This is a genomic window from Halobacillus sp. HZG1 (assembly GCF_035818575.1).
Taxonomy (GTDB): domain Bacteria; phylum Bacillota; class Bacilli; order Bacillales; family Halobacillaceae; genus Halobacillus; species Halobacillus litoralis.
This window is the reverse complement of sequence record NZ_JAYLVQ010000086.1, coordinates 240,317-266,556: the sequence shown is the minus strand read 5'-3', so window position 1 is coordinate 266,556 and position 26,240 is coordinate 240,317. Positions and strand designations below refer to the sequence as shown.

At 42.3% G+C, this 26,240-nt stretch carries 28 protein-coding genes; all 28 read left to right on the top strand.

The features are described 5' to 3' along the window. Positions 1-66 precede the first annotated feature (66 nt). The 28 genes from VKA52_RS20455 to fliI all read left to right on the top strand — a co-directional run bounded on the left by VKA52_RS20455 (position 67) and on the right by fliI (position 26,238). The gene (locus VKA52_RS20455; protein ID WP_115824939.1) at positions 67-396 is read left to right on the top strand and encodes a putative DNA-binding protein; all 330 of its coding nucleotides are present in this window, start codon (positions 67-69) and stop codon (positions 394-396) included. Positions 397-409: 13 nt separating this feature from the next. Then, the gene (ffh, locus tag VKA52_RS20450; RefSeq protein WP_160913154.1) at positions 410-1,750 is read left to right on the top strand and encodes a signal recognition particle protein; all 1,341 of its coding nucleotides are present in this window, start codon (positions 410-412) and stop codon (positions 1,748-1,750) included. An 85-nt stretch (positions 1,751-1,835) separates the two neighbouring features. After that, the gene (gene rpsP, locus VKA52_RS20445) at positions 1,836-2,105 is read left to right on the top strand and encodes a 30S ribosomal protein S16 (RefSeq protein WP_089652441.1); all 270 of its coding nucleotides are present in this window, start codon (positions 1,836-1,838) and stop codon (positions 2,103-2,105) included. Between the two features lie 22 nt (positions 2,106-2,127). Continuing rightward, entirely contained in the window at positions 2,128-2,355 is a 228-nt protein-coding gene (locus tag VKA52_RS20440; RefSeq protein ID WP_089652440.1) for a KH domain-containing protein, read from the top strand. Positions 2,356-2,445: 90 nt separating this feature from the next. Next, positions 2,446-2,832, top strand: coding sequence for a YlqD family protein (locus VKA52_RS20435; RefSeq protein ID WP_160913156.1), 387 nt, complete (start codon positions 2,446-2,448; stop codon positions 2,830-2,832). Positions 2,833-2,840: 8 nt separating this feature from the next. Then, the gene (gene rimM / locus VKA52_RS20430; RefSeq protein ID WP_326317022.1) at positions 2,841-3,356 is read left to right on the top strand and encodes a ribosome maturation factor RimM; all 516 of its coding nucleotides are present in this window, start codon (positions 2,841-2,843) and stop codon (positions 3,354-3,356) included. Then, entirely contained in the window at positions 3,356-4,087 is a 732-nt protein-coding gene (trmD, locus tag VKA52_RS20425; RefSeq protein WP_160913160.1) for a tRNA (guanosine(37)-N1)-methyltransferase TrmD, read from the top strand. Before rimM ends, trmD begins: the two co-directional genes overlap by 1 nt. 127 nt (positions 4,088-4,214) lie before the next feature. Next, complete coding sequence (gene rplS, locus VKA52_RS20420; protein ID WP_160912444.1) at positions 4,215-4,559, top strand: 50S ribosomal protein L19; 345 nt, start codon at positions 4,215-4,217, stop codon at positions 4,557-4,559. 315 nt (positions 4,560-4,874) lie between these two features. Then, positions 4,875-5,426, top strand: a complete 552-nt coding sequence (lepB, locus tag VKA52_RS20415; protein WP_160913800.1) for a signal peptidase I — start codon at positions 4,875-4,877, stop codon at positions 5,424-5,426. A 10-nt stretch (positions 5,427-5,436) separates the two neighbouring features. After that, positions 5,437-6,282 carry a ribosome biogenesis GTPase YlqF gene (gene ylqF, locus VKA52_RS20410; protein ID WP_326317020.1) on the top strand — a complete coding sequence of 282 codons (846 nt, stop codon included), beginning with the start codon at positions 5,437-5,439 and terminating at the stop codon, positions 6,280-6,282. 174 nt (positions 6,283-6,456) lie between these two features. After that, positions 6,457-7,221: a ribonuclease HII gene (locus VKA52_RS20405; RefSeq protein ID WP_326317019.1), complete on the top strand. Its 765-nt coding sequence runs from the start codon at positions 6,457-6,459 to the stop codon at positions 7,219-7,221. 18 nt (positions 7,222-7,239) lie between these two features. Next, a complete protein-coding gene (locus tag VKA52_RS20400; protein ID WP_326317018.1) occupies positions 7,240-9,096 on the top strand; it encodes a hypothetical protein in 1,857 nt (618 codons plus the stop codon). Beyond that, the gene (locus VKA52_RS20395; protein WP_160913168.1) at positions 9,093-9,362 is read left to right on the top strand and encodes an EscU/YscU/HrcU family type III secretion system export apparatus switch protein; all 270 of its coding nucleotides are present in this window, start codon (positions 9,093-9,095) and stop codon (positions 9,360-9,362) included. Before VKA52_RS20400 ends, VKA52_RS20395 begins: the two co-directional genes overlap by 4 nt. Before the next feature lie 552 nt (positions 9,363-9,914). Next, positions 9,915-11,075, top strand: a complete 1,161-nt coding sequence (gene sucC, locus VKA52_RS20390; RefSeq protein WP_160912433.1) for an ADP-forming succinate--CoA ligase subunit beta — start codon at positions 9,915-9,917, stop codon at positions 11,073-11,075. 17 nt (positions 11,076-11,092) lie between these two features. After that, complete coding sequence (gene sucD, locus VKA52_RS20385) at positions 11,093-11,995, top strand: succinate--CoA ligase subunit alpha (RefSeq protein WP_160913170.1); 903 nt, start codon at positions 11,093-11,095, stop codon at positions 11,993-11,995. Between the two features lie 265 nt (positions 11,996-12,260). Continuing rightward, positions 12,261-12,944 (top strand): DNA-processing protein DprA, encoded by a 684-nt coding sequence (gene dprA / locus VKA52_RS20380; RefSeq protein WP_326317017.1) that lies wholly within the window; start codon positions 12,261-12,263, stop codon positions 12,942-12,944. A gap of 306 nt (positions 12,945-13,250) precedes the next feature. Continuing rightward, positions 13,251-15,326, top strand: coding sequence for a type I DNA topoisomerase (gene topA, locus VKA52_RS20375; RefSeq protein WP_160913173.1), 2,076 nt, complete (start codon positions 13,251-13,253; stop codon positions 15,324-15,326). Between the two features lie 388 nt (positions 15,327-15,714). After that, on the top strand, positions 15,715-16,614 hold the full coding sequence (gene xerC, locus VKA52_RS20370; protein ID WP_206945027.1) for a tyrosine recombinase XerC: 900 nt from the start codon (positions 15,715-15,717) through the stop codon (positions 16,612-16,614). 5 nt (positions 16,615-16,619) lie between these two features. Beyond that, positions 16,620-17,165, top strand: coding sequence for an ATP-dependent protease subunit HslV (gene hslV, locus VKA52_RS20365; protein ID WP_326317014.1), 546 nt, complete (start codon positions 16,620-16,622; stop codon positions 17,163-17,165). Between the two features lie 12 nt (positions 17,166-17,177). Further along, the gene (gene hslU, locus VKA52_RS20360) at positions 17,178-18,575 is read left to right on the top strand and encodes an HslU--HslV peptidase ATPase subunit (protein WP_206945028.1); all 1,398 of its coding nucleotides are present in this window, start codon (positions 17,178-17,180) and stop codon (positions 18,573-18,575) included. 25 nt (positions 18,576-18,600) lie between these two features. Next, a complete protein-coding gene (gene codY, locus VKA52_RS20355) occupies positions 18,601-19,380 on the top strand; it encodes a GTP-sensing pleiotropic transcriptional regulator CodY (protein WP_160913181.1) in 780 nt (259 codons plus the stop codon). Between the two features lie 944 nt (positions 19,381-20,324). After that, positions 20,325-20,717 carry a flagellar basal body rod protein FlgB gene (gene flgB, locus VKA52_RS20350; RefSeq protein WP_326317012.1) on the top strand — a complete coding sequence of 131 codons (393 nt, stop codon included), beginning with the start codon at positions 20,325-20,327 and terminating at the stop codon, positions 20,715-20,717. A 3-nt stretch (positions 20,718-20,720) separates the two neighbouring features. Then, positions 20,721-21,173: a flagellar basal body rod protein FlgC gene (gene flgC / locus VKA52_RS20345; RefSeq protein WP_326317011.1), complete on the top strand. Its 453-nt coding sequence runs from the start codon at positions 20,721-20,723 to the stop codon at positions 21,171-21,173. A 16-nt stretch (positions 21,174-21,189) separates the two neighbouring features. Further along, on the top strand, positions 21,190-21,495 hold the full coding sequence (gene fliE / locus VKA52_RS20340) for a flagellar hook-basal body complex protein FliE (protein WP_160913187.1): 306 nt from the start codon (positions 21,190-21,192) through the stop codon (positions 21,493-21,495). A gap of 64 nt (positions 21,496-21,559) precedes the next feature. Then, positions 21,560-23,170: a flagellar basal-body MS-ring/collar protein FliF gene (gene fliF / locus VKA52_RS20335; RefSeq protein ID WP_326317009.1), complete on the top strand. Its 1,611-nt coding sequence runs from the start codon at positions 21,560-21,562 to the stop codon at positions 23,168-23,170. A gap of 12 nt (positions 23,171-23,182) precedes the next feature. Next, complete coding sequence (fliG, locus tag VKA52_RS20330; RefSeq protein ID WP_206945033.1) at positions 23,183-24,196, top strand: flagellar motor switch protein FliG; 1,014 nt, start codon at positions 23,183-23,185, stop codon at positions 24,194-24,196. Next, positions 24,180-24,941, top strand: coding sequence for a flagellar assembly protein FliH (gene fliH, locus VKA52_RS20325; RefSeq protein WP_326317008.1), 762 nt, complete (start codon positions 24,180-24,182; stop codon positions 24,939-24,941). The genes fliG and fliH overlap by 17 nt, the downstream gene beginning before the upstream one ends. Next, positions 24,934-26,238 carry a flagellar protein export ATPase FliI gene (fliI, locus tag VKA52_RS20320; protein ID WP_326317007.1) on the top strand — a complete coding sequence of 435 codons (1,305 nt, stop codon included), beginning with the start codon at positions 24,934-24,936 and terminating at the stop codon, positions 26,236-26,238. Before fliH ends, fliI begins: the two co-directional genes overlap by 8 nt. The last annotated feature ends 2 nt before the right edge of the window (positions 26,239-26,240 follow it).

Sequence of the window (26,240 nt, the reverse complement as noted above, 5' to 3'; positions counted from 1 at the left end):
TAAAGGTACATGTTCCTTTAGTATTTATGTGTAAAGGCATTTCACTTAACAAGGAGTGCTTCAAGCATGCTTGAAAAAACGACACGGATTAATTATCTATTTGATTTCTATCAATCGTTGTTAACTCCTAAGCAGAGAAACTATATGGAGTTGTACTATCTCGAAGATTATTCTCTTGGTGAAATATCGGAAACTTTTGATGTCTCACGTCAAGCCGTTTACGATAATATTCGCCGAACAGAGACGATGCTTGAAGAATATGAAAAAAAGCTTCATCTATATGGGAAGTTTGAAAAGCGGCAGAAAGTGATTAAGGAAATGGAGGCTCAGTTTAAAAAAGACGAGCTCCCTGCCCCTTATGAATCATGGCTGCACGAATTACAAGAATTAGAATAGGAGGGGATCTTCGATGGCATTTGAGGGTTTATCCGACCGTTTGCAGGAAACGATCAAGAAAATCAAAGGCAAAGGGAAGGTAAACGAACAAGACGTAAAAGAGATGACCAGGGAGGTCCGTCTCGCCCTCCTTGAGGCCGATGTAAACTTTAAAGTCGTTAAAGATTTTGTGAAGCGTGTCCGTGAACGCGCCGTCGGTCAAGAGGTCATGGAAAGCCTGACCCCTGGGCAGCAGGTTATCAAAGTTGTTAAAGAAGAGCTTACCGATCTGATGGGTGGCGACGAAAGTAAGATTGCTGTTGCCAAGCGTCCTCCGACGGTTATTATGATGGTCGGTTTGCAGGGTGCAGGTAAAACGACCACTACCGGGAAGCTTGCGAATCTGTTGCGCAAAAGCTACAACAGGAAGCCATTACTCGTTGGTGCGGACGTTTACCGTCCAGCTGCCATCCAGCAATTGCAGACACTCGGAAAACAGCTGGATATGCCTGTTCATGAGGAAGGTACCGAAGCAAATCCTGTGGACATCGCCAAAAATGCGATAGCCAAAGCCAAAGAGGAGCATCATGATTATGTGCTCATTGATACCGCTGGTCGTTTGCATATTGATGGCGACTTGATGGGTGAATTGCAGGAAATCAAGGAAGCTGTCAATCCTGATGAGATTTTCCTTGTTGTCGATGCCATGACGGGGCAGGATGCTGTAAACGTAGCTGAAAGCTTCGATGAGCAGCTGGACGTTACCGGTGTTCTTCTCACGAAACTGGATGGAGACACTCGTGGTGGTGCCGCATTATCCATCAAAGCCGTGACAGGTAAACCGATTAAATTCGCAGGTATGGGTGAAAAGCTTGACCAGCTTGAGACTTTCCACCCCGAGCGTATGGCGTCAAGGATTCTCGGAATGGGCGACATGCTCACCTTAATTGAAAAAGCACAGACGCAGGTTGATGAAAAGCAAGCGAAAGAGCTGGAGTCGAAAATGCGTAATGCTTCCTTTACTTTTGAGGATTTCCTTGAGCAGATGGAGCAAGTGAAAAATATGGGGCCGCTGGATGAAATTTTAAACATGATTCCTGGTGCGAACAAAATGAAGGGCCTTCAGAATGTGTCCTTCGATGACAAGCAGATTGTTCATGTCGAGGCCATCATCCAATCGATGACTAAAAATGAAAGACAGGACCCTTCTGTTATGAATGCAAGCCGTAAGAAGCGGATTGCTAAAGGTTCCGGAACTTCTGTTTCAGAGGTCAATAGACTGTTGAAGCAGTTTGAAGAAATGAAGAAAATGATGAAACAAATGAGCAATACGAAAGGGAAAAAAGGCAAAGGAATGAAATTTCCTTTTATGTAATGGAAAAAACCTTTACACACCCTTGAAGTTCTGCTAAAATCTAAATCTGTGTGAAACATTAAAGAAATTTTGGAGGTTGTTAAAAATGGCAGTAAAAATTCGCCTAAAACGTATGGGATCTAAGCGTAACCCATTTTATCGTGTAGTAGTTGCTGATTCTCGTTCTCCTCGTGATGGACGTATCATCGAGCAAATCGGAACATATAACCCAGTTGCTAACCCTGTAGAGGTTAAACTTGATGCTGAGAAAGCGATCGACTGGATGTCTAACGGCGCGAAGCCAAGCGACACTGTTCGTAACCTTTTCTCTAACGAAGGCATCATGAAGCAGTTCCACGATAAGAAAAACCAATAAATCATAAAGTAGTGGTGATCCCATGAAAACCTTAATCGAAACGATCGTAACTCCGCTTGTCGATCATCCTGATGACATTGTGGTGGATGAGAAAGAAGAAAATCACAAAGTGGTTTATCATCTAACGGTCCACCCGGATGATGTAGGGAAAGTAATCGGTAAGAACGGGCGGATTGCGAAAGCGATTCGGACTGTCGTTTATGCGGCAGGTTCAGATTCTGAAAAACGGATCTATTTGGATATCATGTAAGAGAACTAATTTTATTGGTGTAAGAAGGGAGAAGGGAAACCTTTTCCCTTTTTTACTATTCTCAAGGAATAGCAGAGGGGCGGGCGAAAGATGCAGATCATCCGAACAGTACCTGTCAAACAGATTTTGACAGAGACGAGCCGTGCGCAAATCAAGGAAAAGTTCGACGAAAGATACCAACGTCTGGAACGTGAATGCAGGCAGCTTTCGTTTGAACAGAAAAAGCTGGAACGTAAGCCCGGGGTTTCCAGGCAGGAAGTGGAGCGGCGTTTTTCGAAAGAAATCGGTCGGAGAAAAGATCAACTGAAGTGGCTTGAATATCAACGTAAACAGTTGGATATCCTGCCAGATGGAAGTGAACTTGAAACGGATGAAGTACAGGCATTGATTGAAGTTGAAGAAGGCGATCAATGGGAACAGGTCATTCAGGATCGTCAAATCGTCGTGGAAGACGGAAAAGTCATACGAGCGAGGTAATTGCACTCATGGAAAAACAGTTATTTAATGTTGGTAAAATCATAAACACACACGGCATCAAAGGAGAAGTGAAAGTTCATCGTGTCACTGATTTTGATGAACGATTTGAACCAGGTCAGCTTTTGTATTGGGTAAGTGATAACAGCGAGCCGAAACCACTGGTCATTCGGACACACCGGAATCATAAAGGTTTCGACCTTGTAAGCTTTGAGGATCACCTTACGATTAATGATGTCGAAGGATACAAGAATGGAAAGCTGATGGTTTCAGAAGAAGATCATGAAGAGCTTGATGATCATGAATTCTATTTTTATGAAATCATTGGGTGTACCGTGTTTTTAGAGTCAGGAGAAGAGTTAGGTGAAATCAAAGAAATCCTTACCCCTGGCGCGAACGACGTTTGGGTTGTGAAGCGTAAGAATCAGCCGGATGTTCTCATTCCGTATATCGAACCTGTCGTTAAAGAAGTGGATCCGGAGCGGAAAACCATCATCATCGATCCAATAGAGGGGCTGCTAGACTAATGCATATCGATATTCTGACACTTTTTCCAGAAATGTTTGATGGTGTACTGCAGAATTCCATCATGAAGCGTGCTCAGGAACAAGGCGCCTTTTCACATCAGTATGTCAATTTCCGTGATTACACTGAAAACAAGCACAATAAAGTTGATGATTACCCTTATGGTGGAGGAGCTGGGCTTGTTCTATCCCCGCAGCCCATCTTTGACAGCATTCAGTCCATCAAAGACACAGCGGAAAAACCTCCACGCGTCGTGCTTCTTTGCCCGCAGGGAGAACCCTACTCCCAGCAAAAAGCGGAAGAACTTTCCGAAGAAGATCATCTTGTCTTTATTTGCGGCCATTATGAAGGGTATGATGAACGGATCAGACAGGAACTGGTGACCGATGAAATTTCCATCGGTGACTATGTCCTTACTGGTGGAGAGCTTGGTGCGATGGTTGTCATCGATTCCGTAGTCCGACTTCTTCCAGGAGTTCTCGGTAATGAACAGTCGGCCCCAATGGACTCATTCTCAAACGGTTTGCTGGAGCATCCTCATTATACGAGACCGGCGGATTTTCGAGGTCACAAAGTACCGGATGTTCTTTTGTCAGGAAACCATGCTAAAATCGATGAATGGCGTCATTATCAGTCATTAAAACGAACCTATGAGAGAAGACCGGATCTGCTTGAAGGAAGAGAATTATCTGTGAAAGAACAAACGTGGGTGGAAGAGTGGAAAAATCGTTGAGCCCTGTTGATGTTTGTCTCTCGATATGGTATATTAAATCTTGTGCTTAAACGTACGGTTTAAGTGGAAAACGATGTTCCGCTGCCTCTTAGAAGACAAGAGCATTAGTTAAAAAGGAGTGAAAATCATGCAACAATTGATTCATGACATTACAAAAGAACAACTTCGTTCGGATCACCCTGATTTCCGTCCTGGTGATACTGTAAAAGTACACGTGAAAGTTGTCGAAGGCACACGTGAACGTATCCAGGTATTCGAAGGTGTTGTCATCAAGCGTCAGAACGGCGGAATCAGCGAAACATTCACTGTTCGTAAGATTACTTACGGAACAGGTGTTGAGCGTACATTCCCAGTTCATTCTCCACGTATCGCTAAGATCGAGCGTACTCGTCGTGGTAAAGTACGTCGTGCGAAACTTTACTACTTGCGTAACCTACGCGGTAAAGCGGCACGTATTAAAGAAATTATCTAATTTCAGTGAAAAGGAGCTTGCGATGTCAAGCTCCTTTTTTCTACTTATCTATAGGTATTATTTTCGAGACATGATTTTTCAAAAGCATCTAACCCCTCATGAGACTTTCAAAATTGAGTTTTCAAAAACAATGCTAAACGAAAATGGAACCAAGGTTTATGAAATTTATGATATGATTTATAAGACTATAACATAAGACAAGCGAGCATTCAGCAGCAAATTTAACCCTGTATTATGGAAAGGCTGTGTCTCTACAGCCGGTATACTGTGGTTTTGCCGCTCCAGACTCCTTCATTCAAGGAAGAAGGGATAATGATGAAACAACAATGGTTGGACTGGTTGAAAGCATTTCTTATCGCTGGTGTATTAGCTGTCATCGTAAGAGTGTTTTTGTTTGCACCCGTCGTCGTTGAAGGACCTTCCATGTTGACCACTTTACATAGCGGAGATCATTTGATCGTGAGCAAACTCAATTATACGCTTGGATCGCCGGAGCGATTTGATGTCGTTGTATTTCATGCAACAGAACGTAAAGACTATATCAAACGGGTGATCGGCCTTCCTGGTGATCATATTGCCTATGAAGATGATCAACTCTATGTAAATGGAGAACCCGTGGAAGAACCTTTTCTTGATGAACGTAAACAGCAATTAAGTGGCACCCGCCCGTTGACTGATGACTTCATCATGGAAGAGGATATGCCAGGCAACTACAAAGAAGTCCCGGAGGGTCATTTGTTCGTGCTTGGTGATAACCGCAACAACTCGACAGACAGCAGGATGCTCGGCATGATTGATCAAGAGCAGATGGTAGGGGAAGCTGTTGTTTCCTATTGGCCATTAAATCGCATCCAGCTTGTGAACTAGGAGGATCTATATGACCATTCAATGGTTCCCGGGCCACATGGCCAAAGCAAAAAGGGAAGTCGCTGAGAAACTTAAACTCGTGGATTTCGTAATTGAACTCGTAGATGCACGTGCCCCAATGTCTTCTCAGAACCCCATGCTTCATAACACGCTACAAGAAAAGCCCAAAATGATGGTGTTGATGAAAAAAGATCTCGCCGACACCCATGTTACCACGGAGTGGATTGAACATTTTAAAGAACAAGGTATTCCAGCCGTCGCTATTGAGGCAAATCATAAACAGGATGTACAGAAAGTTGTCCAGCTGGCAAAAGAGTTAGGGAAAGAGAAAATGGATAAACTCAAAGCGAAAGGCATCCGTCCAAGAGCCTCACGGGCGATGATCATAGGCATCCCGAACGTAGGTAAATCAACCTTGATCAATAGACTGGCCAACAAGAAAATGGCTAAAACAGGGGATAAACCAGGCGTCACCACGAAGCAGCAGTGGATAAAAGTGAAAAAAGAATTTGAATTGCTTGATACCCCTGGAATTCTATGGCCGAAGTTCGAAGAAGAGGAAGTTGGATATCGCTTAGCTGCGATTGGCACGATTAAAGATCAAATCCTTCCTAAAGAAGATGTAGCCGCCTATGTCCTTCATTTTCTCCATCAATCCTATCCAGAACGACTTGAAGAGAGATTTAGTCTTGAGAATGTGGATGATATGATGGAAGCATTTGAGACCATTGGGAAAAAACGAGGCTGCCTCGAAAGTGGAGGCCGTATTAACTTTGAAAAAGTCTCTGACATTATCTTACAAGACTTGCGAACAGGGAAGCTGGGTACGATCACCCTTGAACACCCTGACTCATAAACAAAAGCGCAAAGAGGCTCCAGGCCCTTGCGCTTTCTTTTATGAGTTTATTTCTGAATTGCACCTCTAAATCATTCATCCATGGCCACATTAGATATTAAATAGAAAGCGATTATTTGATTTTAGAATGATGAAAATTGTCCGATATGATAAGAAATGGAGGGTTTAAGCTTCATGACCCAATTGACAGTAGCCCAGGTAAAGGAAAGACTGAATGACGATACATTAACCTCTCAAGAGTTAGCTTTGTTTAAAGAGGATTCGAGAAAAGGGGTACAGCAACTTGTGAAGCGTTACCATAAGGAAATCCGTCAAAAGCAAGAGCTGAGAAGTCAGTATGAGAAGATGATGGTCTTTGAAGAAGATCTCTTCCAACGTGGATTCACCCAGATTGCAGGAATAGACGAAGCAGGGCGAGGGCCCATTGCCGGTCCTGTTGTGGCCGGGGCTGTTATTTTACCTCGTGATTATTACTTAGAAGGACTGAATGATTCGAAGAAACTTTCTTTGAAGAATCGGGAGGCATACTTTGAGCGGATCAAAGCAGATGCTGATTGGGGTGTTGGTATTGTCACAAATGAAGAGATCGATCAAATCAACATATATCAAGCATCTAAACTTGCTATGAAGAGAGCCGTCGAAGATCTTTCAGGCCACCCGGAACATTTACTAATTGATGCGATGGAACTGGACGCGATTTCGAGCCCTCAAACAAAGCTCATTAAAGGGGACGAGAGAAGTGTTTCGATTGCTGCAGCTAGTGTCATTGCCAAAGTGACAAGAGACCGCATGATGGCTGAAATAGACGAACGGTATCCAATGTACGAGTTCCGTAACAATCAGGGATATGGAACAAAACCACACGTCGAAGCACTAAAAAGTCACGGGCCCTCTCCGGTGCATAGAAAAACATTTGCCCCTGTGAAAGATCTGCTTTAAGAAAGGGATGAAAAAGAGATGAATCATATAATCAATGGTCTTACACGTTTATCTTCACAAGCACCTCTGTCTGCTGAACTCAAATCGGGCCAACTGGTAAAAGGGAAAGTCATTCAATCCCTGCAAGACAACAAAGTTGTGGTGAACTTGGGGAAGAAGAGTGTGGAAGCTATCGTGACTCAGTCGTTGATGAAAGGTTCATCTTATTTATTCCAAATCGAGCAGGTTGAACCATCTCTTTTATTACGAGCTGTCTCTCGTTCTGAAGCGCGTAGAGAGCAATTAGATCATGCATCACTTTTAAAGCAAATAGGTGTAAAAGTAAACAAAGACAACCTCTCCCTGATGAAAGCCATCGTTAATTTAAAGGTACCATTGAATAAGAAAGATTTGGTCCAAGCGTTCAGCTTGGTACAGTCTTCTTCCAACCAGCCATTTTCACGCGATCTATTACTACATATGGTAAGCAGGAAGATGCCCATTCAACCCTCAGTATATGCGGCATTATCTATGAAATACACAGTTGAATATTCTCAAGCTTTGTCAGATGTTGAGCAACAATTAAGCGGAAAATCACTCTCTTATTCTGATGAAAAAATTTTATCAATGATTCGAACTTTACGAGCTGAACCAAACCCCTATGCAGACAGGGATGCTTTGAATAGATTAAGCTCTAAACTAGCACAGGGTTCACAAGTGACTTTTCATCTCCTTAAGAAAGCCACGCTCATAGACAATAAGCATACCCTCTCATCATTTCAGGAAGAGTGGTCTCAAAACAACCCCGCCATGGATACGTTACCTTTTTCAAAAAGACGGGTAGCGGTTTCTTTACATCAGTTGTTACTAAATCAACTGCCTCTGACAGCTTCAGAAAATCAAACGATCAAACAATGGATGAATACATCGGAAAAAATCCTGTCACTCTGGGCACCGCAGCCTTCTGACAGTGATTTCTCCATGTTGCCTCGCCAAATACGCAGCCATTGGTCGGAGACTTTAAGGAAAATGGTGGACCAAAAAATATTAGCACGAATAACTCCGCATTTGCAGGAGTCCACTAAGGTTTTTATGGATAAAGCCGTCACTTTTTCAGATCAGAGCCAGATTGAAAAACCCCCTTTTACAAGAACTGAATTTAGTTCTTTTGTTGCTACTATGCAAAAATTATTTGGAAAACAACTATCAATGGAGCAGCAAAAGTTCCTTGTTGAATCATTGCACGCATTAAGTCAACATGTATCCGTATCTGACAAAGACAAAATGTGGATCCAATTGAAAGCAATAGTGAATGAAACAGGTTTCAATGATGAGCATTTTCTAGCAAGAGCCCTTGAAAAGGGTGATGTACCTGTGCAGTCAGAAAGCTCATTAAAATCGTTGCTCATCAAGGCGGCGAATGAAGGTTCAGATGTAAAAACGGATACAGCAAATCGACTGATAAACCTCATCAATGGCTCTCAAATTGCTTCCTACCAGGATAACCCTCAAACACTGCAAATAGCCCTTCAATTTCCAGGTGATTTCTTAGGGGCTTTAAAGGATGTTCACATGAACATGGAGGGACGGAAGAATGAGGATGGGCAAATAGATTCTGACTATTGTCATGTCATGTTCTACTTACATCTTTCTCAGCTGGAGGAAACCGTCATAGACCTTCAGATCGTTGAACGCCGTGTCTCTGTCGTCATTTATAATGAGAAACCAGAGCTGGAAAAGCTTTTCAAACCGTATCAACAGAAATTAGAAATAGGCTTAGAAAAGGCGGGGTATGAATTGAACTCTTTGAAGGCACGTGTCACGAAAGAAGTCTCGAAAATCCCGGACTCCAACATAAATGAGGAGGGGATAGAAGGGGTGGATCTCAGAATATGAATGAAAAAAGAAAAGAAGCCATTGCTTTGACTTATCAATCTGAAAAAGCGGCTGCTCCCGAGGTTGTGGCAAAAGGAAAGGGCATCATTGCTGAAAATATATTAAAAGCAGCAGAGGAGCATCAAGTTCCTGTACAAGAAGACGCTACGCTCGTCGAATTGCTTTCGGAGTTGAACATCAATGAACAAATCCCGGAAGATCTTTATCAGGTGGTTGCTGAAGTTTTCGCCTTCATTTACAACGTTGAGCAGGAACTTAATAAATAACACTTTTGTAAGGATATGACAGGATAGTGAAGGCTCGTCATCGAGTTGTTTTCGGTGTTCATGGCCTTGTATTTCCAGTCGTGCCTAACCAGGTGAATGCCGCATTGGTACTCCTGTGTAGGAGTCTCGCAGCTTCCCAGCATCCCATGGGTGATGGTGATAAACGAACCCTCAAGGGACGCATATTTCCGCTTGTCCAGTAGACATAAGGCGCTTTGTAACAGCATTTTATTGGGGAAAACACAGATTTGAGCGCTCCATAGATCTGGGAAGTTCCTTTCTAATGGCAGAGGCTCCCCGCGATCCCGTGGAAAGCAAGATATTCCCCGCAGCTCCATTCACTAACCAGAAATATTGAAAATGAGTTTTCCTCAATCGAGGGGATGTTTGGAGGAAATGGATAGGGTAAATTTATCATTTTTAATCTAGTTTACATAATAATATACCTGGTAATCTATTGAATTTTTCGACAGATATCTAGCTTAGTATGGACAATTGATAGCGTTTTTTTATACAATGTACATGCAGTGAAATTTGATGGGAGGATGAAACATGAACATTCACGAGTATCAAGGAAAAGAAATCATGCGTGATTTTGGCGTATCTGTGCCAAATGGACACGTCGCATATACCGTAGATGAAGCTGTCGAAGCAGCAAAGAAATTAGGTAGCGATGTCACAGTTGTCAAAGCGCAGATCCACGCAGGTGGCCGCGGGAAAGCCGGCGGAGTCAAAATTGCTAAAAATCTTGACGAGGTGCGTACATACGCTGACGAAATACTAGGAAAAACTCTTGTAACCCATCAGACTGGACCAGAAGGCAAAGAAGTAAAGCGCTTACTTATCGAAGAAGGCTGCGATATTAAGAGCGAGTACTATGTCGGTCTTGTTCTCGATCGCGCGACTAGCCGTGTGACGATGATGGCATCTGAAGAAGGTGGCACAGAAATTGAGGAAGTCGCAGAAAAGACTCCTGAAAAAATCTTCAAAGAAGTCATTGATCCTGTGACAGGTCTTACACCATTCCAGGCGCGTCGACTTGCATTTAATATTAATATTCCGAAAGAATCTTTAGGAAAAGCAGTTAAGTTTATGCTTGGCCTTTATGACGTCTTTGTACAAAAGGATTGCTCTGTTGCAGAAATCAACCCACTTGTTACAACAGGTGACGGGGAAGTAATGGCGCTTGACTCCAAGTTAAACTTTGACGATAACGCTCTTTTCCGTCAAAAAGACATTGCTGAACTTCGTGATCTTGAAGAAGAAGATCCAAAAGAAGTAGAAGCATCCAAATACGACCTTAGTTACATCGCACTTGATGGAAACATTGGCTGTATGGTTAATGGTGCAGGTCTTGCGATGGCTACCATGGATACAATCAAACACTATAGTGGAGACCCTGCCAACTTCCTGGATGTCGGAGGCGGCGCTACAACAGAAAAAGTTACCGAAGCTTTCAAAATCATCCTTTCTGATGAAAATGTAAAAGGAATTTTCGTTAACATCTTCGGAGGCATTATGAAATGTGATGTCATCGCTGAGGGTGTGGTTGAAGCGACGAAACAAATCGGACTTACATTGCCGCTCGTTGTTCGTCTGGAAGGTACGAACGTAGATGCTGGGAAGAAAATTCTTGATGAATCAGGCTTGAACATCACTTCTGCAGATTCTATGGCAGAAGGCGCACAAAAAATCGTTGAACTAGTCAAGTAAGAAAGGCGGGTAATCAGATGAGTGTATATATTGATAAGAACACAAAAGTCATTGTTCAAGGAATTACAGGATCGACAGCACTTTTCCATACAAAACAAATGGTTGAGTATGGTACACAAATTGTGGGCGGTGTAACGCCTGGTAAAGGCGGCACTGAGGTTGAAGGAATTCCAGTCTTTAATACAGTTGCAGAAGCTGTAGAGAAAACTGGAGCAAATGCTTCCGTCATTTATGTCCCTGCACCGTTTGCAGCGGATGCCATCATGGAAGCGACAGATTCAGAAATGGATCTTGCTATTTGCATCACTGAACATATTCCTGTTTTGGATATGATCAAAGTTAAACGTTACATGGAAGGAAAGAAAACTCGCCTTGTGGGACCGAACTGTCCTGGTGTCATCACTCCTGATGAATGTAAGATCGGCATCATGCCTGGTTACATCCATAAAAAAGGTCATGTAGGCGTCGTTTCTCGTTCTGGTACACTGACATATGAAGCGGTCCATCAGCTTTCTGAAGCTGGCATTGGTCAATCCACTGCGGTAGGAATCGGCGGTGACCCTGTGAATGGGACCGACTTCATCGATGTCCTGAAGGCTTTCAATGAAGACCCTGATACTGAAGCGGTCATCATGATTGGTGAAATTGGCGGAACTGCCGAGGAGGAAGCAGCTGAATGGGTGAAAGCGAACATGAACAAACCTGTCGTCGGCTTCATTGGCGGTCGTACAGCCCCTCCAGGAAAACGCATGGGCCACGCTGGTGCAATTATTTCCGGTGGTAAAGGTACGGCTGATGAAAAAATCCGTGTCATGAACGAATGTGGAATCCAAGTGGCTGAAACACCTTCAGTGATGGGTGAAACATTAATCGGGGTTTTAAAAGATCAGAATTTATTCGATAAGTGTAAAACCCACTAATTAAATGAAGAAAGAGGCCGTATCGATGAACAGGTACGGCCTCTAAATTATGGAAATGAGGTGCCTGATGAAAGACCGTAGAACACGCTTACTCCTTCTTCATGATTCTCCTCACATGACAAGACCGCTCGTGAGAAAATTACTTCAGATTGATGCTTCTTTATTTCACCCCTTTTCATGTTCAGCTTCACAGTTATCCAAAGATCTATCCATTCCTCTTTCTAGATCACAATCCATCCTCCGTCATATAACAGCACCTAATATAATGAAGAAACTCGACATATATGATCAAAAATATACAATTGTCACCGTCTTTGATCATACTTATCCAGAGTCTTTAAAAACGATTCCCGACCCACCTTATGTCCTTTATACGCAAGGAGATGTATCGTTTTTTCATAACCCCCTTTCCATCAGTGTAATCGGCACTCGGAAGCCGTCATCGTATGCATTTCCTTCTATGAAAGCTGTACTTATTCCTCTTATCAAATCCGGCTTTACCATAGTCAGTGGGATGGCACAGGGAATTGATCAACTTGCCCACACGTTAGCAAGTGAATACAATGGAAAAACAATTGCAGTTCTCGGTTCTGGATTTCAGCATATTTATCCTAAGAACAACCCTGCACTATACCATAACTTGTCTGTAAATCACTTAGTCATTAGTGAATACCCGCCAAACTGCCCCCCGAAAAAGTATCATTTCCCTGAGCGTAACCGCCTGATCGCCGGGTTGACTCCGAGTACCTTTGTCATTGAAGCTCGATTGAAGAGTGGAACATTAATTACAGTAGACCAGGCCTTGGAGCAGGGGAAAGATGTTTATGCACTTCCGGGCCCTGCAGGAAGGATAACCAGTGAAGGGTGTCATAAAATGATTAATGAGGGCGCAAAATTGGTTCATACGTATCACGACATTCTGGAAGATTGGTTAGAAAAATTTGAATAATCCGTTACAAAGGTGTTACATTCAAGGGTGAGATTGGACCAATTTGTGACTTTTTTGAAAAATATATGTTTGACAAACGGTTTCATTGTATTTAATAATAGGGAAGATTTATTTTATAAAAAGCTGATTCACCCACTAGCATGGAAAGATGACCACGTTCGAGTGACTTTTTCTTACTGGAGAAGACAGTTAGGCTTCCTTTTTCCATTTGATTAAGTTTTAGAGCGATAGGTAAATTTAAAAAACAAAAATGTAAAAAGAGTGTATGAAACATAAAGAGAAAACACCTCTATGGGAGGAACCTATATGGCAGATTATCTGGTAATAGTAGAATCACCTGCAAAAGCAAAAACAATTGAACGATACCTGGGAAAGAAATATAAAGTCAAAGCATCCCTTGGACATGTGCGTGACTTGCCTAAGAGTCAAATGGGTGTGGACGTTGAAAATGAATTCAATCCCAAATATATAACGATCAGGGGAAAAGGCCCTGTTTTAAAAGAACTGAAGACTGCCGCCAAAAAGGCAAAGAAAGTTTATCTCGCTGCCGACCCCGACCGTGAAGGGGAAGCGATTGCCTGGCATTTAGCCCACAGTTTGGAAATTGATGATACTTCAGATTGTAGAGTCGTTTTCAACGAAATCACCAAAGAAGCAATAAAAGATTCATTTAAACACCCGAGATCGATCGATTCAGATCTGGTGGATGCTCAACAGGCCCGCCGGATTCTTGACCGCCTTGTCGGATATAACATCAGCCCGATTCTTTGGAAGAAAGTGAAAAAGGGCTTGAGTGCGGGTCGTGTTCAATCCGTTGCCGTGAAAATTATCATTGATCGCGAAAATGAAATTAAAAAATTCCAACCCGAAGAATATTGGACCATTGAAGCTGATTTCTTAAAAGAAAAAGAGACCTTTGAAGGTTCCTTTTACGGTGTTGATGGCAAGAAAAAGGATTTGAAAACACAGGATGATGTTGATGAAATCCAAAAGCGGATGAAGGGAAAAGATTTCTCTGTAGAGAAAGTAAACAAAAGAGAAAGAAAAAGGAACCCGTCTCTTCCTTTCACCACTTCCTCACTGCAGCAGGAAGCGGCACGTAAATTGAACTTCCGTGCGAAGAAGACAATGATGATTGCTCAACAGCTTTATGAAGGAATCGATCTTGGCGGAAAGCAGGGGACTACTGGTTTAATTACGTATATGCGTACGGATTCCACACGTTTGTCGAATTCGGCCAAAGAGGACGCTAAGCAATACATCGAAGGTAATTTCGGTAAAGAGTTTCTTGGTCAAAGCAAAGGGGCCAAAAAGCAAGAAGGAGCACAAGATGCACACGAGGCCATCAGGCCTACAGGAGCAGATCGTGATCCAAAAGCTATGAAGAGCATATTATCCCGTGATCAGTATCGTCTGTATAAATTGATTTGGGACAGGTTTATAGCAAGCCAAATGGCGCCAGCCGTGTTGGATACAATGACTGTACACCTTTACAATGAAGGGGTGGAATTCAGAGCTACAGGTTCTGAAGTGAAATTCAAAGGGTTTATGAAAGTGTATATTGAAGGTCGGGATGATAATAAGAAAGAGAAAGACAAGCTTTTGCCTCATCTTGAAGAAGGGATGACTGTAAAAGCAGAAGAAATCCAACCGAACCAACACTTCACGCAGCCTCCTCCAAGGTATACGGAAGCGCGTCTGGTTAAGACACTTGAGGAGCTCGGGATCGGGCGTCCTTCAACTTATGCACCAACCCTTGATACCATTCAGCGTCGTGGTTATGTCGCTCTGGATAATAAACGTTTTATTCCAACGGAGCTCGGTGAAATTGTTCTTGAGCAATTGAGAGAGTACTTCCCGGAAATCATTGACGTCGATTTTACGAAAGGTATGGAAGATGACCTTGATGCAATTGAGGATGGAAAAGAGGATTGGGTGAATATCATCAGCCAATTCTATAATGGTTTTCAGCCTCGCTTAGAAAAAGCGGAAAAAGAAATGGAAGAAATTGAAATAAAAGATGAGCCTGCAGGAATTGATTGCGAGAAATGTGGGCATGAAATGGTCTATAAAATGGGGAGGTACGGGAAGTTCCTTGCATGCTCGAATTTCCCTGACTGCCGCAATACGAAACCGATTCTTAAAAAGGTCGGAGTCACTTGTCCGAAATGTAAAGATGGAGAAGTCGTTGAACGGAAAAGTAAGAAAAACCGCAAGTTCTTTGGTTGTGAAAACTATCCTGATTGTGACTTCATATCTTGGGATAAGCCAATCAGCAGACCTTGTCCGAAATGTGAATCTCTCCTTGTGGAGAAGAAGTCGAAGAAGGGCACTCAGATTCAGTGTACCGAATGTGACTATAAAGAAGAGCCTCAATCATGATCTAGTTATAAAACCAAGAGTCTATGACTATCCTTTTAGTTATAGACTCTTTTTTATTTGTTACAACAGATGTTGGATTACATGACAGCTGCTAAACAGATCAAAGGTGCAACCTAAGACTTAAAGAATAGGGATAAATTATGAAATCGATGACCAGTTTTTATGGAACGTAAGTTTTTGATTGACAGCTATAATATGGGACGCTATAATTACGCTTTGGTAAGTATACATACTTGACACATATCCTAATGAAACTACGATTTCTGAGACTCCTTGGTTATTAAGAGTTGGAAACAATTCAGAATTTTGTTACATTTTAATTAAATGCATTGTTATGTCTATGAGTGTTGTGATAAAATTTAGACGCCTTTGAGAGGTGGCAGGAATTATGCAGTCATACAAAGATCTTTTTATGGAATACCTTCAAATTGAAAAAAACGCTTCGCCTCTTACTTTAAAACATTACGGAAGGGATTTGGATGAATTTGAATCGTTTCTCACATCCGAGGGGGTAACGATTCAGGAATGTGAATACCCCGTCATTCGAATCTTTTTATCAAGGCAGTATGATGCGCAACATTCAAGAAGGACAGTCTCCAGAAAAATATCAAGTTTGAGAAGCTATTTCCGTTTTTTAGAACGAGAAGAAATTGTCGGTCAGAACCCATTTTTAAATGTGGTGTTGCCTAAGAAAGAAAGTCCTATACCGAACTTCTTCTATGAAGAAGAATTAGAGAAACTATTCACAGTGAGTGATCTTCATACGCCCTTAGGACAGAGAAACCAGGCTCTTATCGAACTTCTTTATGGAACGGGTATACGTGTCAGTGAATGTGTGAAAATGGACCTCTCTGACCTGGATTTTTCATTGAATACAGCTCTTGTTCATGGAAAAGGAAGTAAAGACCGCTACGTTCCATATGGGCAATTTGCTGCAAAATCACTTCACACATATATAAATGATGGCAGGAATCAATTGGCTTCTAAGAAAAATACATCGAGTAAACGGTTGTTTTTGAATGCTAAAGGCGGTCCTTTAACAGCCGATGGGATCAGGCTTATATTGAAAAAAATGGTGGAAAATGCTGCAATGACGGTGGATATTCACCCCCATAAATTGAGGCATTCGTTTGCTACCCACCTGCTGAACGAAGGGGCAGATCTGCGCTCTGTACAGGAATTGTTAGGGCATGAACGGCTCTCTTCCACTCAGATTTATACGCACGTATCGAAAGATCGATTGAAAAATGTATATATGAACAGTCATCCCCGAGCGAATAAGAGGTGAAAATAATGGAGCAGCAATTTCATGCAACAACGATCTTCGCCGTCCAGCACAACGGAGAGTGTGCGATGAGCGGAGATGGTCAGGTTACATTAGGAAATCAAGTAGTGATGAAACACAAGGCAAGGAAAGTCCGCCGATTATTTAATGATCAAGTATTAGCAGGCTTCGCTGGTTCTGTGGCCGATGCTTTTACTCTATTTGAGAAGTTTGAAGGAAAGCTGGAAAGCTATGACGGGAACCTTGCTAGAGCTTCTGTAGAACTTGCCAAAGAGTGGCGGAGTGATCGCGTTCTGAGGAAATTAGAAGCGATGTTGATCGTCATGGATAAAGAAAATATGTTTCTTGTATCAGGTACTGGGGAAGTAATAGAACCGGACGATGGTATTCTTGCTATCGGTTCAGGTGGTAACTTCGCTTTGAGTGCAGGGAGAGCCTTGAAACGTTATTCACCGGACCAATCTGCTTCTCAAATTGCCAAAGCAGCACTTGAGGTTGCAGGAGAGATCTGCGTGTTTACTAATGATCAAATAATTCTGGAAGTTCTCGATTAAGGGGGACCATGTATGTCATTAAACTTGACTCCAAGACAAATTGTTGAAAAACTTGATCAATATATTATTGGCCAGGAGAGCGCGAAGCGATCTGTAGCCATTGCTCTTCGTAACAGGTATCGCCGCATGCAGCTAACAGATGATTTGAAAGATGAAATCGTACCGAAAAACATCTTGATGATGGGGCCTACAGGAGTAGGTAAAACTGAAATTGCCCGTCGTTTAGCGAAATTAGTCGGGGCTCCTTTTGTTAAAGTAGAAGCTACCAAATTCACTGAGGTCGGTTACGTAGGACGTGATGTGGAATCCATGGTACGTGACTTAGTGGAAATGGCCGTACGTATGGTGAAGGAAGAGAAAATGGAGGCTGTGAAAGACAGAGCAGAAGAACAAGCGAACAAGCGCCTTGTAAAACTGCTCGTCCCTTCTAAGAAAAAACAGTCCAATAATTTCAAAAACCCATTTGAGATGATCTTTAATCAAGGCAATCAACAGGAAGTTGAGCCTGATGAAAAGAGCGAAGAAGCGGAAATAGAGACAAAAAGAAGCCGTATTCGTCATCAATTGGATCTTGGTGAGCTGGAGGACCGTATGGTAACCATCGAGGTGGAAGAATCTCAATCTTCCATGTTTGACATGATGCAAGGCTCCGGTATGGAACAGATGGGTATGAATATGCAGGATGCATTCAGTCAATTCATGCCGAAAAAGAAAAAGAAACGTAAACTTCCTGTTTCCGAAGCACGAAAAGTATTAACACAGGAAGAAGCAGGCAAATTGGTGGATATGGATGAAGTCGGTCAGGATGCTGTAGCTAAAGTAGAACAAGCCGGGATGATCTTTATTGATGAGATCGATAAAGTGGCGGCCAAGGGTGACAACCAGGCGAATGTATCACGGGAAGGTGTGCAAAGAGACATCCTTCCAATCGTCGAAGGCTCGACGGTCGTCACGAAATACGGACCTGTTGCAACTGACCATATTCTATTTGTTGCTGCCGGTGCTTTCCATATGGCGAAGCCTTCGGACTTAATTCCAGAACTGCAGGGAAGGTTTCCCATCCGTGTAGAGTTGAATAAACTCAGTGTTTCTGACTTCAAGAACATTTTAACTGAGCCTTCGAATGCTCTTTTGAAACAATATAAGGCATTACTTGAAATAGAAGGTATAAAGGTTGAATTTTCTGACGATGCTATTACTAGACTCGCAGAAATCGCTCATGAAGTAAATCAGGAAACAGATAACATTGGGGCGCGGAGGCTGCATACGATTTTAGAAAAACTGCTGGAGGATTTATCTTTTGAAGCCCCTGACGTCACGATGGAAACCATTGAGATTACACCACAGTACGTAGACAGCAAACTATCATCAATTGTAAAAAACAAAGATTTGAGTCGATTTATTTTATAGGGTGAACAACAAGGAGGAAATGAACATGAAACTATTAGACCGCGCACGTAAAATCAATGCCATGCTGCAAAAAACAACGGGTAAATCCGTGGACTTCAATGATATGTCCGCAACAATGCGAGACGTGATTGAGGCGAATACATTCGTCTTAAGCCGTCGAGGGAAGCTTCTAGGCTTTGCCATCAATCAGGAAATTGAGAACGAGCGAATGAAAGCCATGCTTTCTGAACGTCAATTCCCGGAAGAGTACACACAAAACCTATTTAAAATAGAAGAAACAACGCCGGATATCGATATCAACAGTGAATACACAGCTTTCCCGGTTGAGAACCGTGAACTGTTTGAAAACGGCCTAACAACAATCGTTCCAATCATTGGTGGTGGCCAGCGTTTAGGTACGCTTATTCTGAGCCGTCTGAATAGTAATTTTAATGAAGATGACCTTCTGCTAGCTGAATACGGGGCTACTGTAGTTGGTATGGAAATTCTTCATGAAAAAACAGAAGAAATCGAACAGGAAGCACGAAGCAAAGCCGTCGTACAAATGGCGATCAGCTCCCTATCCTATAGTGAACTTGAAGCTATCGAACACATTTTTGAAGAGCTGGAAGGGAACGAAGGGCTGCTTGTAGCAAGTAAAATTGCCGACCGTGTAGGAATTACAAGGTCAGTGATTGTTAATGCCCTTAGAAAACTGGAAAGTGCAGGTGTTATCGAGTCTCGTTCATTAGGGATGAAGGGAACCTATATCAAAGTGTTGAATAACAACTTCCTACTGGAGCTTCAAAAGCTTCGTACCAATTAAGTAAAACCAAACCGCCACTTTTTACAAAGTGGCGGTTTTTTTTATGCGTTTATTGAGTTTCAATAGGCCCTGTTATTCCTTAACATCGTGGTGATGGGATGAGCTTCATCGTTCAGACACGTTTATCTCCTGGAAATTCTGCAATGACACTTTCCTGTAGGTTGTAGCGAGGCTTTAGCACAGCGTCCGGCCTGTTCTATTCAATATCCGTCTGCCAGCGGGAGATCTGTAGTTTCTTAAGCGGGCCCACCCGATTGATGTTACAGAAGAACCTTCATGCGCGAGAGCTCTCTTTTACTCACTCTCATGCTATAAAAAATGATTATTTTTACCTCAATACCTGATCAGGAGAGGAAATGACTCACTTTCATGAAGTCGTTATTATCATAAGAGTTCTTGAAGAACATTGAGAAGTCGGAGAACGGAAGCGGGAATGGAGGGTTTTCACATGAAATCTGCAGCTACGCTAATCTGTGATATAAACGCTGGATGAAGCCCATGAAGTAAACAAAAAGAACGCAGAAATTCGAATGTGATTCAAAAGGCTTACTGAACTTCACGAAAAAGGGTGGATTTCTCTCCTCTATAATCGTAGTGATAGCAGACTTTTACATTAATTCCATATATTGAAACGAAGAAAGACCATTTTTTCCAGGGTGATGTGTTTTTTAACAGTTTTAACCTATTTTCACTATCTTATGTCGTGTTTTAAAAATATCCAAAATATATTCACTATTCGACAAAAAGTTATGTAATAATGTTCATTATGGGAAAGATTTCGACACTTGGAAACAAAAGTTAAAAATTAAGGAATATAGACCTGATTCTTTTGGGGTGTTTGTAATACTCTCGTAAAAAAGTAGCTTTTTATATAGACACAAGTACGTGAATTTTTTTACAATTGTGTCTGTGAGTATGGAAAAATGTCGAATAGAGGTGGAGTAATGGCTCTTTTCAGTAGCACTTTTACAAGTTTAGAGAATGCCTTGGACTATTCATCAGCTAAAAACAGAGCGATCTCTAATAATATTGCCAACGTGGATACACCGGGGTATAAAGCTAAAGGCGTTGCTTTCAAAGATGTCTTAAATCAGGAACATTCATTCCTGCAGGCGAAAAGAACGAATGATCGTCATTTACCCTTTACGAATAACACTAGTCAACCGTACCGGACGTTTACAAAAACAGATACGGTATACAATCATAACGGAAATAACGTGGACATCGATAAAGAAATGAATGAACTGGCACAAAATCAAATCCAGTATCAGGCTTTAGTTGACCGCATGAGTGGTAAATTCCGCAGCCTGGAATCTGTTATCAGGGGAGGGAATTAACAGATGAGTATCTTTCATGCAATGAACAATAGTGCAAGCGCACTCACAGCTCAGCGCTTACGTATGGATGTAGCTTCATCGAACATGGCGAACGCAAACACAACAAGAGCCACTTTTGATGAGAATGGGGAATGGCAGCCTTACCGGCGCAAGATGGTCGTCTTTGAGCCGTCTGAAAACAACTTCAAGAGTTTCTTACATAAAGCAGCCAGCGATTCATCACAAGGAAGTGGTGTGAAAGCAACAGCAATCATTGAGGACGAAGAGCCTTTTAAACTCGTATACAACCCAAATCATCCAGATGCCAACGAGGATGGTTATGTAGAACTGCCTAATGTCGACCCTTTAAAAGAAATGGTTGATATGATGAGTGCCACACGTTCGTATGAGGCGAATGTGACGGCCGTCAATGCTTCTAAAAGTATGTTAATGAAAGCTTTGGAAATCGGAAGATAAGTAAGGAGAATAGAGAATGTCCAACCCTATAATTAACACAATCCCCTTAAGCCAACCTTCTCAAACCCAATGGAAGAAAAATATTTCTCCTGGTGAAGCTCATGCAACATTTGCCAATCAATTAAAGGATGCTGTTGCAGGAGTGAACAAAGCTCAAATTTTGTCTAATGAAAAGACAAAAGCACTCGCACGGGGAGACATCAACGATTTGCACGATGTGATGATCTCTTCACAAAAGGCAAGCATCACGATGAAGACAACTGTGGAAATGCAGAGTAAAGTCGTGGAAGCATATAAAGAAATTATGCGTATGCAGGTATAACTCTGCTTTATATTTAATTCGCACTAAACCATTCGCTTAGGTCGTGCTTTTTTTGGGGGCAACTATGAAAGAAAAAATAAAAAAATATCAAGGAAGAATGACAACCTTTTGGAAAGAGCGGAAAACATCACAAAAGGGGTGGATAATCGGTGGGGTGGCTGCCATTATTTTTATCTTTATCCTAACTGGTGTGTTCGCTTCACGTACGAATATGGTTCCCTTATACAGAGATTTGACATTACAGGAAATTGGTCAAATTAAGACGGAACTGGAAACAAGAGGAGTTACATATGAACTGGATCAAGGAGGATCTACGATACTTGTTCCAGACACGCAGGCAGAAGGTTTACTTGTTGATCTCGCAGCTGCCGGCCTGCCTAATAGTGGAACCATTGATTATGGTTTTTTCAGTGGAAATACATCCTGGGGGATGACGGATAATGAGTTTGATGTCATTAAACTGGATGCGATGCAGACTGAACTTGCTAATTTAATGAAAGGCATCACAGGCATTCAGGATGCTCAAGTCATGATCAATATGCCGGAAGAACAGGTTTTCGTTTCTGAATCCGCGCAACCGGCCTCTGCCTCTATTGTGCTTAATGTACAGCCGGGGCACCAAATTGAGGACGGTCAAATCGAAGCACTTTATAACTTAGCTTCAAAATCTGTACCGAATCTGCCTGAAGATAATATCGTCATTATGGACCAGAATTTCAACTATTTTGATATCAACAAATCTCAAATGGGTGGTTCTGACAATGCTTATACATATCAGCAGAATGTAAAAAAAGACATCGAAAGAGACATTAAGCAGCGTCTTCAGCGTATGCTCGGCATGATGATCGGCCAGCAAAAAGTGATAGCAACGGTTACAGCAGATATTGATTTCACTAAGGAAAATCGTGTAGAGGAACTGGTTGAGCCCGTAGACCCTGAAACAATGGAAGGGCTGCCTGTGAGTGTAGAAAGAATTGAAGAAACTTACGAAGGGGGTATTCCTGAAGGTGGCCCTGTAGGTACAGAAGAAGGGGACATACCTGAATACCCAGCTGGCACAGAAGGTTCAGGTGGAGATTACGAAATGAATCGTGAAACCATCAACAATGAGTTCAACAGAATCAAGAAGAATATTGAAGAAAGTCCATATAAGGTCAGGGATTTAGGAATTCAAGTAGCGATCGATAATACCAAGAGTGTCGGTACAGAAGGAGAGATCGAATACCTGACTGCTGCTGAACAACAAACTGTGCAAGAGAGCGTACAGTCCATTGTGGATTCAATGATTACCACGTCGATTAATGGCGAATACGGAGAAATAGATACACAGGAGAAAGTATCCATCGTGTTCCAGGAATTCAATGGGGAACCCGAATTCCCTGATGCACGGGAAGGCCTTCCTCTATGGGTTTACATTATCGGAGCTCTACTCTTATTTACGATTCTCGTACTTCTCATCGTTATCGCTAGAAGAAAGAGAACGAAGGTAGACGAGGATGAGGAAGACTATAGGTTCTTTGAAGAAGAGGTACAAGAATCCAGACCTCAGGAAATCCCTTCTATAGAAGAGCGGGAAGATGAAGGAACGCGTAAACGGAAACAGTTAGAAAAAATGGCGAAAGAAAAACCGGAAGATTTCGCGAAATTATTGCGATCTTGGATTGCGGAAGATTAAGGAGGTCTATTTATGGCCTTAAGAAAAACAAAGTTGACTGGCAAGCAGAAAGCGGCTGTTCTGTTGATCTCTCTTGGTCCGGATGTTGCTGCTCAAGTTTACAAACATTTAGATGAAGAAGAGATTGAACAATTGACATTAGAAATCTCTTCTGTTCAAAAAGTGGATAGTAAAGAAAAAGAAGAGATCCTGGATCAGTTTCATCAAATTGCATTAGCTCAGGATTATATTTCACAGGGTGGAATCGGCTATGCTAAAACGATTCTTGAGAAAGCACTTGGTTCAGATGAAGCATCAAATATCATCGGGCGACTCACTTCATCTTTGCAAGTGAAGCCATTTGACTTCGCGAGAAAAGCGGATGCTCATCAGATCTTGAACTTTATTCAAAACGAGCACCCACAAACCATAGCACTAGTATTGTCCTACCTCGACCCTGAACAGTCTGGACAGATATTATCAGAACTCCCCCAGGAACTTCAGGCAGATGTGGCTCGAAGGATTGCCACCATGGATTCCACTTCCCCTGAAGTGATCAGTCAAGTAGAACAAATTCTTGAGAAAAAGTTGTCTACAACAGTCACTCAGGACTATACAGAAACGGGTGGAATTCAAGCGGTTGTGGAAGTTTTAAATGGTGTTGATCGTAGTACAGAAAGGACGATCCTGGATTCCCTTGAAATACAAGATCCGGAACTCGCAGAAGAAATTAAGAAACGGATGTTTGTGTTTGAGGATATTGTTGCTCTGGATAACAGAGCGATACAGAGGATCATCCGTGATGTTGAAAATGATGATCTGCGACTGTCACTTAAAGTGTCCAGTGAAGAAGTGAAGGACATCGTATTCAGTAACATGTCTGAACGGATGGCAACCACTTTTAAAGAAGAGATGGAATTTATGGGACCTGTCAGACTGCGGGATGTGGAAGAAGCGCAGACGAGAGTAGTTTCCACCATTCGCCGTTTAGAAGATGTTGGAGAAATCGTAATAGCAAGAGGTGGAGGAGATGACATCATTGTCTAATGGCGGATCTTCTTCCAATGGCCGTGTCATTGGCTTAAGACCTGTTCATTTTCAAGGACATCGCACAAATGAAGAAGAACAAGACAAGCAGAGGCTGCAAATCAAGCAGCACTTACAGCAGGCTCAAGAAGATTTAGAGGCCGCCAAGAAGCAAAGGAATCAATTGATTCGTTCCACGGAAGAAGAAATAGAGTCTTTGAAAGCCACTTGGGAAGAAGAAAGAAAAATGATTGAAAGTGAAGCCTATCAGAAAGGGATGAAAGAGGGATTTCAACAAGGTCATAAAGAAGGATACGAAACCTTCCAAACCCGGTTATCCCAGGCTAATGATATGATCCTTCAAGCGAAAGATTCGCATGACCGTATGGTTACAAATAGTGAAAGAACGATTGTAGAAGTAGCTATGAAAACTGCCGAAAAGATTCTTAACAAGAAACTGGAAGAAGATCCGACTTCGTTTATGCCGGTGGTTAAAAAAGTGATGGAAGAGGTCAAAGGACAACCAGAAGTCGCCTTGTATGTCCACCCGGAAAAATATAGTTTGGTCCATAAGCAGTCTGATGAACTTGAAAGGCTGATTACACCATCCTCATACTTAAGTATTTATGCAGAAGAAGAGTTAGACCCTAACGCATGTATCGTGGAGTCACGGTTTGGAAGACTTGATGGAAGCATAGGTACTCAGTTATCAGAACTTAGGCATCAACTGCTCTCGGTGGCACATGAGGAGATGGGAAATGAATAGTCAGCGTTATTTTGATGCGATCGCCAATGCAAAATCTATGAAAAGGTACGGGAAAATTCATAGGGTTGTCGGACTTATGATTGAATCCAAAGGGCCGGAAGCCTCTGTCGGTGATTTGTGTTATATCCATACTTCTGAACAAAAAGAAAAAATCGCAGCCGAAGTGGTCGGTTTCAACAATGAAAACATCCTTTTGATGCCTTTTCGAGAATTAAAGGAAGTGGGGCCTGGAAGCATTGTCGAAGCTACCGGTGAACCTATGCGAATCAAAGTCGGGATGGGGCTTGTCGGTAAGATCCTGGATGCTACAGGGCACCCGTTAGATGGTGCATCGATGCCACTAGGTTTAAGGGGGTATCCTACAGACCAGAATCCTCCCAACCCTCTCATGCGTCCACCGATTCATGAACCGATTCAAGTAGGCGTGAGAGCTGTTGACACCATGTTGACGGTCGGCAAAGGACAGAGAGTCGGTATATTTGCAGGAAGCGGTGTTGGTAAAAGTACCTTGATGGGAATGATCGCCAGAAACAGCTCCGCCGATTTAAATGTGATCGCCTTGATTGGGGAAAGAGGGCGGGAAGTGAGGGAGTTCATTGAGAATGATCTCGGTGATGAGGGGTTAAAAAACTCCATTCTTGTCGTTGCTACTTCCGACCAGCCAGCTTTGATGAGAGTAAAGGGAGCTTACACAGCGACAGCCATCAGTGAATATTTTCGTGACCTTGGGTATAACGTCAATTTGATGATGGATTCTGTCACTCGTTTTGCCATGGCGCAGCGTGAGATCGGTCTTGCAACTGGAGAACCACCGACGACCAAAGGCTATACGCCCTCCGTTTTTGCACTCTTACCCAAACTATTAGAAAGAACGGGGTCCAGTACAAATGGAACGATTACAGCCTTTTACACAGTTTTAGTTGATGGTGATGATTTGAATGAACCGATCTCTGATACTGTAAGGGGAATTCTAGATGGTCATTTTGTTCTTGATCGTAAACTCGCGGAACAAGGACATTTTCCAGCCATCAATATTTTGAAGTCCATCAGCCGAGTGATGAAGCAAATTGTCTCTTACGAGCATAAGGAATCAGCTGAGAAGTTGCGAGCTCTTTTAGCTACGTATGAAGAAAATAGTGAGTTGATTCAAATCGGGGCCTATAAAAAAGGGTCCAGTAAAGAAATCGACCAAGCGATATCCTATCACTCTGCCATCATTCAATTTTTAAGACAAGGGATTCACGAACCAGCAAGATTTGAGAAGTCCGTGGAAGATTTGAGAAATCTGTTCCTATAGGA